This is a genomic window from Acidovorax sp. GW821-FHT09A11, assembly GCF_059418365.1.
The window spans coordinates 125,526-142,063 of sequence record NZ_JBWKPS010000002.1 but is presented as its reverse complement, the minus strand read 5'-3'; the positions used below and the strand labels follow the sequence as shown (position 1 = coordinate 142,063).

The 16,538-nt window shown below is 66.5% G+C and carries 20 protein-coding genes and 1 pseudogene; 13 read left to right on the top strand and 8 right to left on the bottom strand.

The features are described 5' to 3' along the window. The first annotated feature begins 16 nt into the window (after positions 1–16). Together AC07PV_RS04670 and AC07PV_RS04665 are read left to right on the top strand one after the other, a co-directional pair. On the top strand, positions 17–892 hold the full coding sequence (locus AC07PV_RS04670; protein WP_218294356.1) for a DMT family transporter: 876 nt from the start codon (positions 17–19) through the stop codon (positions 890–892). Further along, complete coding sequence (locus tag AC07PV_RS04665; protein WP_494629553.1) at positions 889–1,983, top strand: enoyl-CoA hydratase/isomerase family protein; 1,095 nt, start codon at positions 889–891, stop codon at positions 1,981–1,983. The genes AC07PV_RS04670 and AC07PV_RS04665 overlap by 4 nt, the downstream gene beginning before the upstream one ends. Positions 1,984–2,075: 92 nt before the next feature. Here AC07PV_RS04665 and AC07PV_RS04660 read toward each other — a convergent pair whose 3' ends face one another. The 4 genes from AC07PV_RS04660 to smpB form a co-directional block, all read right to left on the bottom strand. After that, on the bottom strand, positions 2,076–2,984 hold the full coding sequence (locus AC07PV_RS04660) for an anti-sigma factor family protein (protein WP_494629551.1): 909 nt from the start codon (positions 2,982–2,984) through the stop codon (positions 2,076–2,078). 20 nt (positions 2,985–3,004) lie between these two features. Next, positions 3,005–3,559, bottom strand: coding sequence for an RNA polymerase sigma factor (locus AC07PV_RS04655; protein WP_494629549.1), 555 nt, complete (start codon positions 3,557–3,559; stop codon positions 3,005–3,007). A 27-nt stretch (positions 3,560–3,586) separates the two neighbouring features. Next, positions 3,587–3,961: a COG4315 family predicted lipoprotein gene (locus tag AC07PV_RS04650; protein ID WP_492246280.1), complete on the bottom strand. Its 375-nt coding sequence runs from the start codon at positions 3,959–3,961 to the stop codon at positions 3,587–3,589. 158 nt (positions 3,962–4,119) lie between these two features. Next, positions 4,120–4,593, bottom strand: coding sequence for an SsrA-binding protein SmpB (smpB, locus tag AC07PV_RS04645; protein ID WP_218294361.1), 474 nt, complete (start codon positions 4,591–4,593; stop codon positions 4,120–4,122). Positions 4,594–4,889: 296 nt separating this feature from the next. Between smpB and AC07PV_RS04640 the strand changes: the two genes are divergently transcribed. Next, complete coding sequence (locus AC07PV_RS04640; RefSeq protein ID WP_218294362.1) at positions 4,890–5,330, top strand: type II toxin-antitoxin system RatA family toxin; 441 nt, start codon at positions 4,890–4,892, stop codon at positions 5,328–5,330. After that, the gene (locus AC07PV_RS04635) at positions 5,323–5,694 is read left to right on the top strand and encodes an RnfH family protein (protein WP_218294363.1); all 372 of its coding nucleotides are present in this window, start codon (positions 5,323–5,325) and stop codon (positions 5,692–5,694) included. The genes AC07PV_RS04640 and AC07PV_RS04635 overlap by 8 nt, the downstream gene beginning before the upstream one ends. A gap of 63 nt (positions 5,695–5,757) precedes the next feature. Here AC07PV_RS04635 and AC07PV_RS04630 read toward each other — a convergent pair whose 3' ends face one another. Continuing rightward, positions 5,758–6,297, bottom strand: coding sequence for a DUF4124 domain-containing protein (locus tag AC07PV_RS04630; protein WP_218294364.1), 540 nt, complete (start codon positions 6,295–6,297; stop codon positions 5,758–5,760). A 110-nt stretch (positions 6,298–6,407) separates the two neighbouring features. Between AC07PV_RS04630 and guaB the strand changes: the two genes are divergently transcribed. The 8 genes and pseudogenes from guaB to AC07PV_RS04590 all read left to right on the top strand — a co-directional run bounded on the left by guaB (position 6,408) and on the right by AC07PV_RS04590 (position 12,603). Continuing rightward, positions 6,408–7,883 (top strand): IMP dehydrogenase, encoded by a 1,476-nt coding sequence (guaB, locus tag AC07PV_RS04625; RefSeq protein WP_218294365.1) that lies wholly within the window; start codon positions 6,408–6,410, stop codon positions 7,881–7,883. A 109-nt stretch (positions 7,884–7,992) separates the two neighbouring features. Beyond that, the gene (locus tag AC07PV_RS04620; protein WP_218294366.1) at positions 7,993–8,253 is read left to right on the top strand and encodes a type II toxin-antitoxin system Phd/YefM family antitoxin; all 261 of its coding nucleotides are present in this window, start codon (positions 7,993–7,995) and stop codon (positions 8,251–8,253) included. After that, entirely contained in the window at positions 8,250–8,684 is a 435-nt protein-coding gene (locus AC07PV_RS04615) for a type II toxin-antitoxin system VapC family toxin (RefSeq protein WP_218294367.1), read from the top strand. The genes AC07PV_RS04620 and AC07PV_RS04615 overlap by 4 nt, the downstream gene beginning before the upstream one ends. 43 nt (positions 8,685–8,727) lie before the next feature. Then, on the top strand, positions 8,728–10,347 hold the full coding sequence (gene guaA / locus AC07PV_RS04610) for a glutamine-hydrolyzing GMP synthase (RefSeq protein WP_218294368.1): 1,620 nt from the start codon (positions 8,728–8,730) through the stop codon (positions 10,345–10,347). A gap of 157 nt (positions 10,348–10,504) precedes the next feature. Next, positions 10,505–10,948, top strand: a complete 444-nt coding sequence (locus AC07PV_RS04605; RefSeq protein ID WP_494629547.1) for a helix-turn-helix domain-containing protein — start codon at positions 10,505–10,507, stop codon at positions 10,946–10,948. Positions 10,949–11,160: 212 nt separating this feature from the next. Further along, on the top strand, positions 11,161–11,457 hold the full coding sequence (locus tag AC07PV_RS04600) for a hypothetical protein (RefSeq protein ID WP_494629545.1): 297 nt from the start codon (positions 11,161–11,163) through the stop codon (positions 11,455–11,457). A gap of 136 nt (positions 11,458–11,593) precedes the next feature. After that, entirely contained in the window at positions 11,594–11,827 is a 234-nt protein-coding gene (locus tag AC07PV_RS04595) for a hypothetical protein (RefSeq protein ID WP_494629543.1), read from the top strand. A 13-nt stretch (positions 11,828–11,840) separates the two neighbouring features. Beyond that, positions 11,841–12,603 (top strand): annotated as a pseudogene (locus AC07PV_RS04590) (SDR family oxidoreductase). A gap of 116 nt (positions 12,604–12,719) precedes the next feature. Here the strand turns inward: AC07PV_RS04590 and AC07PV_RS04585 are convergent. Next, the gene (locus tag AC07PV_RS04585) at positions 12,720–13,409 is read right to left on the bottom strand and encodes a hydrolase (protein ID WP_218338816.1); all 690 of its coding nucleotides are present in this window, start codon (positions 13,407–13,409) and stop codon (positions 12,720–12,722) included. Positions 13,410–13,549: 140 nt separating this feature from the next. Beyond that, positions 13,550–14,416: a pirin family protein gene (locus tag AC07PV_RS04580; RefSeq protein ID WP_494629541.1), complete on the bottom strand. Its 867-nt coding sequence runs from the start codon at positions 14,414–14,416 to the stop codon at positions 13,550–13,552. A 130-nt stretch (positions 14,417–14,546) separates the two neighbouring features. On the opposite strand from AC07PV_RS04580, the gene AC07PV_RS04575 reads away from it, so the two are divergent. Further along, positions 14,547–15,449 (top strand): LysR family transcriptional regulator, encoded by a 903-nt coding sequence (locus AC07PV_RS04575; RefSeq protein ID WP_492244979.1) that lies wholly within the window; start codon positions 14,547–14,549, stop codon positions 15,447–15,449. A 174-nt stretch (positions 15,450–15,623) separates the two neighbouring features. On the opposite strand, the gene AC07PV_RS04570 is transcribed toward AC07PV_RS04575, so the two are convergent. After that, a complete protein-coding gene (locus tag AC07PV_RS04570) occupies positions 15,624–16,538 on the bottom strand; it encodes a metal ABC transporter solute-binding protein, Zn/Mn family (RefSeq protein ID WP_494629540.1) in 915 nt (304 codons plus the stop codon).

Sequence of the window (16,538 nt, the reverse complement as noted above, 5' to 3'; positions counted from 1 at the left end):
CTGCAACCCGAACCCCATGTTGAAACTCACACATTCCCGCGCGGTGGTGCTGATGGTGGCGGTGACCCTGATGTGGTCCATCGCTGGCGTGGTCACGCGCCACCTGGAACATGCGGCGAGCTTTGAGGTGACCTTCTGGCGCAGCTTTTTCACGCTGCTGTCCCTGCTGGTCATCCTGCCGGCGCTGCAGGGCAGGGCGGTGTTTGCCTCCATGCGCCATGGTGGCCATGCGCTGTGGATCTCAGGCGTGTGCTGGAGCGTGATGTTCACGGCGTTCATGGTGGCCCTGGTGCTCATGCCGGTGGCCAATGTGCTGGTCACGATGGCCGTGGGGCCGCTGCTCACCGCGCTGTTCGCACGGGTGTTCATCGGCCACCACATCGCCCCGCGCACATGGGCTGCGATTGCCGTGGCGGGGCTGGGCATTGCGTGGATGTATGGTTCGCAGATGGCGGGCCTGCCCTTGGCGGGTACGCTGGTGGCGCTGTGCGTGCCCGTGGCGGCAGCCATCAACTGGACGGTGGTGCAACACTCGCAGCGCCACGGCCACGCGGTGGACCTGGTGCCCGCGGTGCTGGTCGGCGCGGTGATCTCGGTGGTGGCCACGCTGCCGCTGGCGCTGCCTTTTCAGGCGTCGGCCCATGACCTGGCCCTGCTGGCGCTGCTGGGCGTGGTGCAATTGGCCATTCCTTGTGTGCTGGCCGTGCGCTGTGGGCGTGTGCTCAAGGCGCCCGAGATGGCGCTGCTCGGTTTGCTCGAAGTGATCTTTGGCATCTTGCTGGCATGGCTGGGCGCGGGCGAAAAGCCCGGCACGGCAGTGCTGACGGGGGGCGCACTGGTGATCGGTGCGCTGGTTTTCAATGAACTGTTGGGTTGGAAGGAACAAAAATGACGGAGACGGTAGTGTCTGAAGTGTTGAGCGAAGTGCGTGGCCAGGTTGGCTTCATTACCCTGAACCGCCCGCGTGCGCTCAACGCGTTGTCGTTGGGCATGGTGCGTGACCTGATGGGCATCCTGCTGGCCTGGCAGAACGATGCGCGGGTGCTGGCGGTGGCGATTCGCGGCAGCAACAAGGAGGGCCCGTTCGGTGCCTTCTGCGCGGGCGGCGACATCCGCTTCCTGCACCAGGCGGGCAGCCAGGGCAACCCCCTGCTGGAAGACTTCTTCACCGAGGAATACGCGCTCAACCACCTGATCCACAACTACGGCAAGCCCTACATCGCGTTCATGGACGGCATCGTGATGGGCGGCGGCATGGGCATCAGCCAGGGGGCAGCGCTGCGGGTGGTGACCGAGCGCACCAAGATGGCGATGCCCGAGACGGCCATCGGCCTGTTCCCTGACGTGGGTGGCGGCTACTTCCTCTCGCGCTGCCCCGGCCGCGTGGGCGAGTGGCTGGCCCTCACGGGCGACACCATCGGCGCGGGTGATGCCATCGAAAACCAGTTGGCGGATGGCTGCCTGCCCTCGGACCAGCAATCCGCCGTGTGGGAGGCGCTGGGGGCCGGGGGATTTGCGGATGGCCCTGCGGTCCGTGACTACGTTGCTTCCAAATTCATAGCTGCCAGCGCACACCAGTCAAGCGCTAGAGCCCAGATTGACCAATATTTCTCGTTGCCCAGCGTGGGGGAGATCGTCGCTGCGCTCGAGGCGGCCGATACCGACTGGGCGCGTGCCACGGCGGCCACGCTGCGCAAGCGCTCGCCGCTGATGCTGCACGTGGTGCTCGAGCAGATCCGGCGTGCGCGCGGCATGGGCCTGGCCGACGACCTGCGCATGGAGCGCGACATGGTGCGCCACTGCTTCTTCCTGCGCCCTGGCCAGAGCGAGACGGTGGAGGGCATCCGCGCCCTGGCCGTGGACAAGGACCATGCGCCGAAGTGGAACCCTGGCCGCATCGAGGACGTGGCGCCCGCGATGGTGGCACCGTTCTTCGCCAGCCCCTGGCCCGCGCACGCGCACCCGCTGGCGGCCCTGGCCTGACCTGGATTGAACTGACCTGAACCCAGGCCGGTGCGAACGCTAGTGTCCCGAGTTGGAAGTTACTTTATGAACCGAATTTCTAACTCGGGACACTAGAGCTGCAGCTGCCGGTATACCGCCGTGGCCAGCGCGAGCAATTCCGCGCGCGATAGCTGTCCGCTGAGCGCGTAGCCAAAGCTTCCCTCGGTCCAGTAGAAACCGGGCACGGGGCCTTCCTGCGTGAACTGGAAGGCCGCTGCCGCCGTGGCCGTGGTGGCGGGCGGGTTGCCGTGCGGCGGCGGCGCACCGTGGCGAGAAAGCGCCGTGGTGGCCGTGGGGGCGAGTGCGCCCAGGTACAGCGTGATGCGCTGGCCCGCAGCGTTCTGGTACATGAACTGCGCACGCGCCCCGGTGTCGCCCGGCAGCAGGCGGCCTCCCACCAGCTCATAGCCTTGCGGGGCGAGCACGGGCACCTTCAGCGGCTTGCCCAGCCGCTTGGAGAGCCACTGCACCAGATGCTCCTGCTGCGACGCGGTGACTTCCACCGGATGGCGGACCTCCGGCTGGTAGACCGCATGGGCCACGGCGGCCTGCTGGGCAAAGCGCTGCACCGGCGCCGTGGCCAGCAGCGCTGCCGCATCGCCCGCCAGAGGCTGGTGGCCCGGGGCCGGGCCGCCTGCCCACTGGCCACGCCCCGCCCACCCCAGCGCGAAGGCCAGCAGCACCGACGCGGCCAGGCCGCCCCAGCGCCACCACTGTGCCTGCCGTTCCTGGTGTCCCGCGGCGCGCAACGCAGCGGCCAGCAACGCATCGGGCACGGCGGCATGGAGCAGATCCTGGTGCAGTGCCTGCAGCTGGTCGCGCCCCTGTTGCCAATGGGCGATGGCATCCCGCGCGGCCTCGTTGCCTTCCAGTTGCTGGCGCAAGGCTGCGGCCTGCGCGGCCGGGAGGCGGCCGTCCGCCAGGGCGTGCCAGGCGGGATCGTCTTCGGGGAGGGGCGGGGCGTGGGAGCGCGGTTCCATGGCAGTGTCGCGGGTCGTCGTCATTTCAGGCGGCGCAGCGCCGGGGGCCGGGACTGGGTCTGTGGGGCGGCTGCTTCCGTGGCTGGTGAGGGGGATGGCGCAGGCACCGATGTGCGCTCCATCAGTACCCGCAGCCGGGCGCGGGCGCGCGACAGCCGTGACATCACCGTGCCCACGGGGACGGCCAGGATGCGGGCCGTGTCCTCGTAGCTCATGTCCTCCATGGCCACCAGCAGCAGCACGGCCCGCTGGTCCGCGGGCAGGCGCTGCAGGCAGCGTTCCAGGTCCAGCGCGTCGTCCGAGGGCACCGGCGCGCCGGGCAACTGGTCGCGGACATCCTCGATGTCCAGCGGCGCCAGCGCGGGCATCGCGCGGCGCTGGTTGAGATAGAGGTTGTGCATGAGCGTGAAAAGCCATGCGCGCAGATCGCTGCCGGTGCGCCACAGCAGCCATTTGCTGCAGGCGCGCTCCAGCGTGTCCTGCACGAGGTCGTCGGCCGCCCAGGCGTCACCTGTCAGCACCCGGGCATAGCGGCGCAGGCCTGGCAACTGCTCGACAACCTGGGTGCGGTTCATGGCGCGGTGGGATGGGCGCGCTCGCCCTCAGGGGCGGGCAGTGCGCCAGACCTGGTTCACGCCGTCGCCGGTCCTGTCGCCGGGTTTGGTGTCCTTGACCCAGTAGTACAGCGGCTTGCCCTTGTAGGCCAGCTGGGTCTTGCCGTCATCACGGGTCACGATGCTGTAGTCGCCGCCCGGCGCCGTGCTGGCCATGAGCGGGGGCCAGTTGGTGGCGCAGGGCCCGTTGCAGACTGATTTGCCGCTGCCTGCCGCGTCGCGGTCAAAGGTGTAGAGCGTCATGCCGCCCGCGCCGACGAGCACGCCGTCCACGGTTTTCACGGGCGAGTCGGCCATGGAGGCGCAGCCCGCCATACCGGCAACGGCGATGAATGCTGCCGCCATCGAGACAAATTTCTTCATGGGTTTCTCCAGAGTGGGTGCAGGCGGCGCGAATGCGGCCTTGCACCGGGACAAACACATGGGCACCGTGGTTTATTCCACGGCGCCGCAAAAAAACGGCCGGGCTGGCATCGATGTGGCGCTTCCCGGCCCGAGCCCGCCGTGCGATGGCGCGCAGGCTAGCGGTTTCTGCTCTTCATGGCGCGCTCGACCTCGCGCTTGCCTTCGCGGTCCTTGATGGTGTCGCGCTTGTCGTGCTCGGCCTTGCCCTTGGCCAGGGCGATCTCGCATTTCACGAAGCCGTTCTTCCAGTGCAGGTTCAATGGCACCAGCGTGTAGCCCTTTTGCTCGACCTTGCCGATCAGGCGCTTGATGTCGTCCTTCTTGAGCAGCAGTTTCTTGGTGCGCGCGGATTCGGGGTTGACGTGGGTCGAGGCCGTCTTGAGCGGGTTGATCAGGCAACCGAGCAGGTACAGCTCTCCATCACGTATCAGCACATAGCCGTCGGTCAATTGCACCTTGCCCTCGCGCAGCGCCTTGACCTCCCAGCCGTGCAACACCATGCCCGCCTCGTGGCGCTCCTCGAAGAAATAGTTGAAGGCCGCTTTTTTGTTGTCGGCAATGCGGGACGTAGGATCTGGTTTTTTGGCCATGGGGTGAGAGCGTGTTTGCACTTTTACGTGCCCGCGAAAACCGGAGAAAGGCCCGGCAGATGGGCGCAGGACGCGCCGAAGTATCGATACTGCAAGCGGACTGCGACAACGTGGCCGGGCCTTTCCCCGGCTTTCCCGAAAGGTTGGACCCGGACGCGGGTACTTGAGGCGCAGGACACGCTTTAAAAGATGCGGCGCAAACCGGGAGATAAAAGGCCTCCCTACAATTGTCGTCGTCTCGCACCCGCGATTCTAATTTCCTCTGGCTTGCGCGCACCGGTGCAGGCGCCGTCTGCATGAAAACCGTCCACAAGTCCGTCCTCATCTGGTATAGCCCCGAAGAAATGTTTGCCCTGGTCACCGGGGTGGAGCACTACCCCCAGTTCCTGCCATGGTGCGACCATGCCGCCGTGCTCGAGCAGACCGCAGAGGGCATGACCGCCGAGGTAGGCATTTCATTTGGCGGCATCCGCCAGACCTTCGTGACGCACAACACCCATGAGGCAGGCCGGCGCGTGCGGATGCGGCTGGTCAAGGGGCCTTTCTCGCAGCTCGACGGCGACTGGCTTTTTCACCCCGTGGGCGATGGCAGCCAGCGGGCCTGCCGTGTGGAGTTGAGCCTGAATTACGGTTTTGACAACGCGGCCCTGGCGGCGCTGGTAGGCCCTGTGTTCGACCGCATCGCGGGCAGCATGGTCGATGCCTTCGTGAAGCGCGCGGAACAGGTGTATGGCTGAGGAGCCGGCTGGTGCGGACATCGCAACCCCGCGCGCACCCGCTCTGATGCGGATCACCGTGCTGGTCTCGCTGGCGCCTCGGCAGGTCAGCGAATGCACTGTGCAATTGCACCCTGGAAGCACGCTCGCCGACGCCCTGCAAGCCGCCGGGCAGATGGCTGCGCGGCGCGAGGGCATGGCGTGCGGCATCTGGGGCCGTGCCATGCCCGAGACGACGCTGCTCAAGGACGGGGACCGCGTGGAGTTGTACCGGGAGCTCAAGGTGGACCCCAAGGTGGCACGCCGCGAGCGGTTTGCCCGGCAGGGCGCGCGTTCCACGGGCCTCTTCGCGCGGCAGCGGCCGGGCGGCAAGTCAGGCTACTGATCGGGATACCAATTGAAACAAAAACGGCGCCCCAGGCGCCGTTTTTTTGCCACGGATGACCGGTCAGCGTTTGCAGTCGGAGGCGATGATCGTGTCGATGCGCTTGACCTCTGCATTGCGCTGGGCCTCGTCCAGGAAGACGCGCTCGCCCTGTGCATTGCTCTGCCTGATCGGCGCGCCGGTCTCGAAAGTGGCCTTGGCCGCGCGCGCACGGGTGCAGTTTTCAGCCTTGGCCTTGGCGATCCTGTCGTCTTCGGCTTTCTTCTTGGCGGCTTCGGCGGCCTCTGCCTCAGCCTTGCGCTTTTCCAGTTCTTTGTCCTTGCCGGCGGCGCTGGCGGGAGCGCGGGGGGATGCGGCCGCAGGCGCAGCAGCCGAGGCGGGGGTATCGGCCGCTTCCGGCGCACTGGCGGCTGCCGCAGCCGCGGGCACGCGTGCAGTCGCGTAGCTTGGCTGCTTGAGGATGCTCTTTTCCGGGATGTCCTGTGGCGGCGGGCGGTCGCTGAAGACCTTGCGGCCGTCCTTGTCGATCCACTGCCATTGGGCAGCGGCACCCAGGGCCCAGGTGCAGGCAACGGCCAGCAAAACAAGCTTGTGCAATTTCATGCAGGCAAGTTTAGCCGTGCAGCAACGCAGCCGCCAGTGCGTGCGCAAAGGAGCGCGAGCCCTGCGGCGCCCCGCGGACGCGGGTACAATCCGTTTTTTGGAGCTTTCTCATGCGCCTTCTTGGAAAAGCGCTCACCTTCGACGATGTGTTGCTGGTGCCAGCGTACTCCCAGGTCCTGCCCAAGGACACGTCCCTCGCGACGAAACTCTCCCGCAATATCCAACTGAACTTGCCGCTCGTGTCCGCCGCCATGGACACCGTGACCGAGGCGCGCCTGGCCATTGCCATTGCCCAGGAGGGCGGCATCGGCATCGTGCACAAGAACCTCACGGCGCAGGAGCAGGCCGCCCAGGTGGCCAAGGTCAAGCGCTATGAATCCGGCGTGCTGCGCGACCCGGTCGTCATCACCCCCGAGCACACCGTGCTGCAGGTGCTGCAGCTGTCCGAACAGCTCGGCATCTCGGGTTTTCCGGTGTGCGACGGCGGCAAGGTGGTGGGCATCGTCACGGGCCGCGACCTGCGCTTTGAAACGCGCTACGACGTCAAGGTCCACCAGATCATGACCCCGCGCGAGAAGCTCATCACCGTCAACGAAAAGGAAGGCACCTCGCCTGCCGAAGCCAAGGCGCTGCTCAACAAGCACAAGCTCGAGCGCATCCTGGTCGTGAACGACGCATTCGAGCTCAAGGGCCTGATCACTGTCAAGGACATCACCAAGCAAACCAGCTTCCCCAACGCCGCCCGCGACCCCTCTGGCCGCCTGCGCGTGGGCGCCGCTGTCGGCGTGGGTGAAGGCACCGAAGAGCGCGTGGAAGCCCTGGTCAAGGCCGGTGTGGACGCCATCGTGGTGGACACCGCCCACGGCCACAGCAAGGGCGTGATCGAGCGCGTGCGCTGGGTCAAGCAGAACTACCCGCAGGTCGACGTGATCGGCGGCAACATCGCCACCGGCGCGGCCGCGCTGGCGCTGGTCGAGGCGGGCGCCGACGCGGTCAAGGTCGGTATCGGCCCGGGCTCCATCTGCACCACGCGCATCGTGGCCGGTGTGGGCGTGCCCCAGATCATGGCCATCGACAGCGTGGCCACCGCCCTCAAGGGCACGGGCGTGCCGCTGATCGCGGACGGCGGCGTGCGTTACAGCGGCGACATCGCCAAGGCGCTGGCTGCAGGCGCCAGCACCATCATGATGGGCGGCATGTTCGCGGGCACCGAAGAAGCGCCCGGCGAAGTCATCCTGTTCCAGGGCCGCAGCTACAAGAGCTACCGCGGCATGGGCAGCATCGGCGCCATGCAGCAGGGCAGCGCCGACCGCTACTTCCAGGAATCGACCACCGGCAATCCCAACGCCGACAAGCTCGTGCCCGAAGGCATCGAAGGCCGCGTGCCCTACAAGGGCTCCATGGTCTCCATCGTGTTCCAGATGGCCGGTGGCGTGCGCGCCGCCATGGGCTACTGCGGTTGCGCCACCATCGACGACATGAACAACAAGGCCGAGTTCGTGGAGATCACCACCGCCGGTATCCGCGAAAGCCACGTGCACGACGTTCAAATTACGAAGGAAGCCCCCAACTACAGGGCTGACTGAGCACCGTCGATCTAATCTGGCCTGATTGAAAATATCTGGTCAGAATGATATAGTCTGGTCTGAATTCACCATTCAGGCCAGACTTTTTCTTTTTGGGGTCCGCGCATCCATGCAGTCCGTCGGCATCTACGAAGCCAAAAGCAGGTTCTCCGCCCTGATCGAGCTGGTCGAGCAGGGCGAGGAAGTGCGCATCACCCGCCACGGCAAAGAGGTCGTGCGCCTGCTGCCCGTGCGCCGCCGCCCCGTCATCACCGACGAGCAGATCGCTCGCGAGCTGGGCCAGATGGATGCTTTGCACGCCAGCATCCGGCCCGCAGGCGAAGTGGCCACTCCCGACACCTTGCGCCGCAAGGGCAGGGCTGCAGCATGACTGCCTTCGTCCTCGACGCCTCCGTCACCGCCGCCTGGCTGCTGCCCGATGCGGCCAGCGAGCACACGCGCCGCCTCTACACCCTGATCCGCCGCGACGAAGTCGAGCCCCAGGCCCCCAACCTTTGGCAGTGGGAGTGCAGCAACCTCATCTCCAGCGGCGTTCACAGCGGCCGCATCCCGCCCGCATCGGTCGAAGGCCTGTGGGGCGTGCTCGAAGCCATCCGCCACCGTGTGGAGCTGCACGAACTGGCCCCCGCCCAGCACAAGGCCGTGCTAGACGTTGCGCTCGACACCGGCCTGCCCACGTTCGACGCCGCCTACCTGTGGCTGGCCCGCTCCCTGCGCCTGCCCCTGGCCACCTTCGATGCGGCGCAGGCAGCCGCCGCCCAGCGCAGCGGCGTACCACTTCTCGACCTCTCCAGCCTTTGACCAGGCGCCCCGTTTCTTGTCATCCCCTCGACCACCCACCGCCATGCAACACCAGAAAATCCTCATCCTCGATTTCGGCTCGCAAGTCACCCAGCTCATCGCGCGCCGCGTGCGCGAAGCCAACGTGTACTGCGAAGTGCACCCCTGCGATGTGACGGACGAGTGGGTGCGTGACTACGCGAAGGACGGCTCGCTCAAGGGCATCATCCTCTCCGGCAGCCACGCCAGCGTGACCGAGGACACCACCGACCGCGCTCCCCAGGCCGTGTTCGAGTTGGGTCTGCCCGTGCTGGGCATCTGCTACGGCATGCAAACGATGGCGCAGCAACTCGGTGGCAAGGTCGAAACCGGCCACAAGCGCGAGTTTGGCTTTGCCGCCGTGCGCGCCCGCGGCCACACCGCGCTGCTCAAGGACATCGCCGACTTCACCACCCCCGAAGGCCACGGCATGCTCAACGTCTGGATGAGCCACGGCGACAAGGTCACCGAACTGCCCCCGGGCTTCAAGCTCATGGCTAGCACCGACAGCTGCCCTATCGCCGGCATGGCCGACGAAGACCGCCGCTACTACGCCGTGCAGTTCCACCCCGAAGTCACGCACACCGTGCAGGGCAGGGCGCTGCTGGAGCGCTTCGTGCTCGGCATCTGCGGCACCAACCCCGACTGGGTCATGCGCGACCACATCGCCGAGGCCGTGGAGCAGATCCGCCAGCAGGTGGGTGATGAAGAAGTCATCCTGGGCCTCTCCGGCGGTGTGGATTCGTCCGTGGCCGCGGCTCTCATCCACCGCGCCATCGGCGACCAGCTCACTTGCGTGTTCGTCGACCATGGCCTGCTGCGCCTGAACGAAGGCGACATGGTCATGGACATGTTCGTCGGCAAGCTGCACGCCAAGGTCATCCGCGTGGACGCGAGCGACCTGTTCCTCGGCAGGCTGGCCGGCGTGAGCGAACCCGAAGCCAAGCGCAAGATCATCGGCGGCCTGTTCGTCGACGTGTTCAAGGCCGAAGCCGCGAAACTGAAGGCTGGCGATGGAGGCCACAAAGGCGCCACCTTCCTGGCCCAGGGCACCATCTACCCCGACGTGATCGAATCCGGCGGCGCCAAGAGCAAGAAGGCCGTCACCATCAAGAGCCACCACAACGTGGGCGGCCTGCCCGAGCAGCTGGGCCTCAAGCTCCTGGAGCCCCTGCGCGATTTGTTCAAAGACGAAGTGCGCGAACTCGGCGTGGCCCTGGGCCTGCCGCCCGAAATGGTCTACCGCCACCCCTTCCCCGGCCCCGGCCTGGGCGTGCGCATTTTGGGCGAGGTGAAAAAAGAGTACGCCGACCTGCTGCGCCGCGCGGACGCGATCTTCATCGAAGAGCTGCGCAACCACGTTGACGAAGCCACCGGCAAGACCTGGTACGACCTCACCAGTCAAGCCTTCACCGTCTTCCTGCCAGTGAAGAGCGTGGGCGTGATGGGTGACGGCCGCACTTATGACTACGTGGTCGCCCTGCGCGCCGTGCAGACCAGCGACTTCATGACCGCCGACTGGGCCGAACTGCCGTACGCCCTGCTCAAGAAGGTGTCGGGGCGCATCATCAACGAGGTGCGCGGCATCAATCGCGTGACCTACGACGTATCGAGCAAGCCGCCGGCGACGATCGAGTGGGAGTGAACTGGCGTCCTTCGGACCATCGCCAGTTCTTCTGGGAGGTGTTCTGGTGTGCGGTCCGTCCGCACCCAGGATGCCTGCCGCATGCGCAGACAGGGGTCCACCCGAGTGCATAGCCTCTTCCCATCACCGGGAGGGGCTTTCACGTACGATCCCCGCCATGAGTACTTTTTCCAGTGCCTTTCACGCCGAAGTGATCCGCATGGCCCGCAAGGAGCTCAAACCCGAACTGCAGGGCATGCGCAAGGCAGTCACCAGCCACCGGTCCGAGATCGCGGCGCTCAAGCGCGAGGTCAAAGCGCTGGCGTCTCAGCTCAAGGCCACCCGGCGGCATGTCCCCAAAGCGGCCGAGCCGGAGGCTGCGTCTGCAGAGCGTGCATCCGCGAAGCCGCACGGCGAATTCCATCCCGATGTGCTCCGCCAGATGCGCACGGCGCAGGGCATCAAGCAGGCGCAATTGGCCACCTTGCTGGGCGTCTCTTCGCTGTCGGTCTACAAATGGGAGACGCGCGGCATCACCCCGCGTGCGGCGCAACTGGCCCGGATTGACGAAGTGCGCAAGATGGGCCCGCGCAAGGCGCTGGCTGCGCTCGCACTGGATTGAAGGCGCTCTGCGCCGTCTGGACGCGAACGGTCAAAACCCATCATCCGCAGGCGCCCGGGAAGAGGTTGAAAGCCTGGGCTTGCGTCGCTCTCTCTGGCTGCCGATCGGGAGTTTTTCCGCCCGGTGCCGCCGGGGAATGCCCAATGACCCTCCCGCCAACTGCCTGCGCGGCGCACCGGCCGGGCCGTCCGCATCTATCATCGGCACACTGCATGTCCCCCTTTTTTTCGCAGAAGCTGTACCGGCACCCGGCCAACGGGCTGGCCGGTGCGTCCCTGAAGTCGATGTACAAATTCCTCTCCATGCAGCCCCAAAAGCAAACCTCCACCAACCGCTGCAGCTTTTGCGGCGCAACCAGCTACCGGCGCGTCGTCGCGCGGGATGCTGCCGGAGCAATGCGCTACGCGGAGAGGTTGGTGTGCACTGGCTGCACCCGCGAGTTCCCCAGTGTGAAGGTCTGGCGCGAAGGCCTTCCCGAAGGCTCCACGGCCCCTGCGCCTGCCCCGTGAGGGGGCGCTTCCGTCTCCCAGCTCTTTGACGAGCAGCAGCAGTGCCGAACACCTTGGCGCGTGATGAGACCTGCGGCGTCCCTCGGCATCCCACCCAAACGTTGTGCAACCGGAGCGGACCCTCGACGACGATCTGTTGAACATTGTGGAAGGTGCCCCTGTCGCCCATGTTGATGTGGCGAAGAAGGCGTTGACGGCAACCCTGCGGGAGCACGCACGGCAAAAAATCCCGAGGGCGGTGCCGCAACTGCGTGAGAAGAGCCGCCAGCCAAGCCAGCGCAAGGAGATCCCGTTTCGACCCGACATCCTCGGCGCGGTGCCGCTAGACTTTCTGCATGGCGCGCTTGCCCGCCAGTCTTCCCGAAATTGAATGGACACCAAGAATGAACGCTGAAAAAGTTGCCGTGGTCACGGGCGCCGGTTCCGGTATTGGCAAGGCTGTTGCACTCGCCCTGGCGGGCAACGGCTATCGCGTCGTGCTGGCAGGGCGCCGCGCCGCACTCCTGGCAGAAGTGGCTGCGCAGGCCCAGGCAAGCTTTGGCGCGGGAGCCCGCATGCTGTGCGTGCCCACCGATGTGTGCGACCCCGCCGCCGTGGAAAGCCTCTTTGGACAGGCCGTCGCCCGCTTCGGGCGCGTGGACTTGCTGTTCAACAATGCGGGACGTGGCAATCCACCCGGCTCCTTCTTGGACTGGACACCGCAGCAGTGGCGCGACGTGGTGGATGTGAACCTGAACGGCATGTTTTATCCTGCAGCAGGCCTTTCGGACCATGCGCGATCAGAGCCCGCAGGGCGGGCGCATCATCAACAATGGCTCGATTTCTGCACACGCGCCCCGGCCCAACTCGGCCGCCTACACCGCGACAAAACATGCCGTGATGGGTCTGACGAAAACTGCGGCACTTGACGGGCGCGCATACAACGTCGCGGTAGGCCAGATCGACATTGGCAATGCCATGACGGACTTGGCGTCGCGCATGGCCAAGGGCGTGCCGCAGGCCAATGGGGAAATCGCCATCGAACCCTTGATGGATGCCGACATCGTGGCGCAGTCGGTGCTGTACATGGCCAGCCCGCCTCTGGAGGCGAACGTGCTGTTTCACACGGTGATGGCCACCAGGATGCCGTTTGTCGGGCGAGGGTGAGATCCATTCATGGCGATGCCTGCGGGCGTGCAATGCATGGCTCTAGCGGCGGCAACCATTGCTACACCTGCTGCTGAAGTGGAGCGTTCACCCCCACGGCGTGTTCCGCCCCTGATTCAGGAACGCTGCGAATCCAGTGGCTCGTGGCTCTTTGCCACTTCCTGCGCCATGGCATGGCTTTCGATCAGCAGCTGGTAGGGCGGGAACACGGCGCTGTAGGCCTCGGCCCATTGCAGCGCATCCTCGCGGTTCCAGGTCTTTTGCACCTCAGAACACACGGCGGCCGTGTCCATCGGCACCACGCCGGCCTGCACGATGCGCGCCAGCGTGATCTCCTGGGCCATCTTCGAGTAGGTGCCCGAGGCATCGATGACGGCGAACACCTGGTAGCCCTCATGCACCGCCGCGATGCTCGGAAAGGCCATGCACACGCTGGTGATGGTGCCGGCGATGATGAGCTGCCTGCGCCCCGTGGCCTTCACGGCGGCGACGAACTCGGGGTTGTCCCAGGCGTTGATCTCGCCCTTGCGCGCCACATACTGCGCGTGCGGTGCGTATTTGTGGATCTCGGGGATCAGCGGGCCGTTCGGACCCTGTGGCACCGAGGCTGTGGTGATGACCGGCATCTTGGCCAGCGTTGCCACCTTGGCCAGCGTCGTCGCGTTGCTGCGTACCTCGGTGAAGGGCATGTCCTTGATGGTCTGGAACAGGCCGCTCTGGTGGTCGATCAGGAGCATCGCCGCGTTGTCAGGGTCGATGATCGGTCGTGCGCCGCTGAAGTTGGCGATGGTGTTGGGGGTGTTCATGGTCATCTCCTGGAGTTTGCAAATTGCCCGGGACGGGCGGATGGGACGCAGCCGTGCCCCTCCGGCCAGCAAGTCCGGAAAGCCAACACCGCGCCGAAGGGAAAAGAGGGGAGGCCTTCCTTCTGGAAAGCCTCGTGTGCTCAGGCCGTCATCAGGCCGAAGCGGCCGCTGCTGAAGTCGGCCATGGCCTGGCGGATCTCGGCCTCGCTGTTCATCACGAAGGGGCCGTAGCCCACCACAGGCTCGTCGATCGGTTCGCCCGACAGCCACAGCACGGTCGCATCGCTGTGGGCCTCGATCTCCACGCCGCTGCCGGCGCGCTCGAGGTGCACCAACTGGCCTTCGCGTGCGACCGCACTGCCGTTGACCAGCACCGTGCCGTGCAGCACGACCAGCGCCAGCGTATGGCCGTCCTTCGCGTCGAAGCGGCCCACGCTGCCCTGGCCGATACGGATGTCCCACACGTCCATCGCCGTGAAGGTGCGCGCCGGGCCGCGATGTCCGTCGAACTCGCCGGCAATCACCCGCACCCGGCCCGCGCCCTCGGGCAGGTCCACGGTTGGAATCTGCGCATCCACCAGGGTCTGGTAGCCCGGCGCGGCCATCTTGTCCTTCGCGGGCAGGTTGACCCAGAGCTGCACCATCTCGATGGTGCCCCCGCGTTCGGTGAAGGCGCGCGAGTGGAATTCCTCGTGCAGGATGCCGCCGCCGGCGGTCATCCACTGCACGTCACCAGGGCCGATCAGGCCGCCCGCACCGGTGGAGTCCTTGTGCTCCAGTTCACCCTGGTAGACGATGGTCACGGTCTCGAAGCCTCGGTGCGGATGCTGGCCGACGCCGCGAGGGCGCATGGCTGGCCCGAAGGGCGTCGGCGCCGCGTGATCGAGCAGCAGGAACGGGCTCAGGTGCTGGCCCAGGCCGTCATAGCCAAACAGCGAGCGGACAGGGAAACCATCGCCCACCCAGTGTGGACGGGGAGCGCTGTAGACACCGAGAACTTTCTTCATTTGCATCTCCTTGCGTCGCCAGACAAAGGTCTTGGCCGATGGATAGAGAATATGGTTTGAACGATGATCCCGGTAGTTGGCAATATTTGCCGTCAGAGTTCTATTTAAGGAACGATAAGGCCTGTCCCTGATGAAAGACCTGAACGATCTTTACTACTACGTGCAGGTGGTGGACCACGGCGGCTTCGCGCCGGCCGGTCGCGCGCTGGGCATGCCCAAGTCCAAGCTGAGCCGGCGCATCGCGCTGCTGGAAGAGCGCCTGGGGACGCGCCTGATCCAGCGGTCCACCCGGCGTTTTGCCGTCACCGAGACCGGCCAGACCTACTATGGCCATTGCAAGGCGATGCTGGTGGAGGCCGAGGCCGCCGACGAAGCCATTGCGCTGGCGCATGCCGAACCACGGGGCATCGTGCGCATGACCTGCCCGGTGGCGCTGCTCGATGCGCGCATCGCCGACATGGTGGCGGCTTTCATGGTGGCGCATCCGCGCGTGGAGATCCATCTGGAGGAAACCAATCGGCGCGTGGACGTGGTGGGCGAGGGGATCGACGTGGCCATCCGCGTGCGTCCACCGCCGATCGAGGACAGCGACCTGGTGATGCGCGTGCTTGCGGAGCGCGGGCAATGCCTGGTGGCATGTCCGCGCCTGCTGTCCAATCGCATACCAAAAACACCCGCCGACCTGGCGGGCCTGCCGAGCATGGACCTGGGCCTGCCGCAGCACGAGCATGTGTGGAACCTTGTCGGCCCCGAGGATGCCCGGGCGGCCATTCGCCACCGGCCGCGCCTGATCACACGCGGGATGCTGGCGCTGCGGGCCGCCGCCATCGCAGGCGTGGGCGTGGTGCAGCTGCCCTCCATGATGGTGCGCGAGCAGATCGAGCACGGCCAGCTGGTCCACGTAATCCCCGGCTGGGCGCCGCGCCGCGAGATCATCCACGCGGTGTTCGCCTCGCGGCGCGGGCTGCTGCCGGCGGTGCGGGCGCTGGTGGATTTCCTGGCGGACCGGTTTCAGGCGCTGGACGAGGACTGAGCTGCCAGGGGCAGTGCTGGAAGGGCAAGCCGCCGCATTGCCGCGCAGCCGGTCACCGTCAACGGGATGAAGAACTCATGCACCGCGCGTTCGCGGTACGCCCATGGGCAACGCCGGAACAGACGGAGTCTGGTGCGCGCCCCGAGGCCGCGGGGTGGGCTGCCAATCCGTCGGTCACCGCGTCCCCGCCAGGCCGGAAGCCAGCGCCTTGGCGTTGTGCGCGAAGAGCTTGAGGTAGGTGTCGGCCTCGGTGCCGGGCACCGAGAGCGCGTCCGAGTACAGCCTGCCGCCCAGCACCGCGCCGCCTTCCTTCGCGATGCGCTCCACCAGGCGCGGATCGGTGATGTTCTCGACAAACACCGCGCGCACGTCCTGCCGGCGGATCTGGTCGATCAGCTTCGCCACATCGGCGGCCGAAGCCTCGCCGTCGGTGCTCACGCCCTGCGGCGACAGGAAGTCGACGCCATAGGCCGCACCGAAGTAGCCGAAGGCATCGTGCGAGGTGATCACCCGGCGCTTGGGGCGCGGCACGGCCGCGAGCTGCGCACGCACCTCGCGGTCGAGCGCCCGGATCTGCTCGGTGTAGCGCGCCGCGCGCTGGATGAAGACGCCTGCTTGCGCAGGCCGCGCGCTGCTGAGCGCGTCGCGCACGTTCGCAACGTAGCGCTCAGCGTTCGCGAGGTCCTGCCAGGCGTGCGGATCGCTGCCGTGGCCCGGCTTGCCCCCGTGGCCGTGCCCATCCTTGCGCAGCTTCACGCCCTGGCTCGCGATGACCACCTTGCCGCGATAGCCCGAGGCCCGCACCAGGCGATCGATCCAGCCTTCGAACCCCAGGCCGTTGACCACGACCAGGTCGGCGCGGGCCAGGTGGCGGGCGTCCGCCGGGCTGGGCTGGAACACGTGCGCATCGGCATCGGGGCCGACCAGGGCGACGATGTCGACGGCATCGCCGCCCACCTCGCGAACGATGTCCGCCAGGATGGAAAAGCTGGCAACGACCCGTAGTGGCCGTTCGGACTGAGCCAACGCGGGAGAGGCAGCCAGTGCCAGCAGCAGCGCCGCGACGGAAGATCGGCGGGAGAGGGTCAT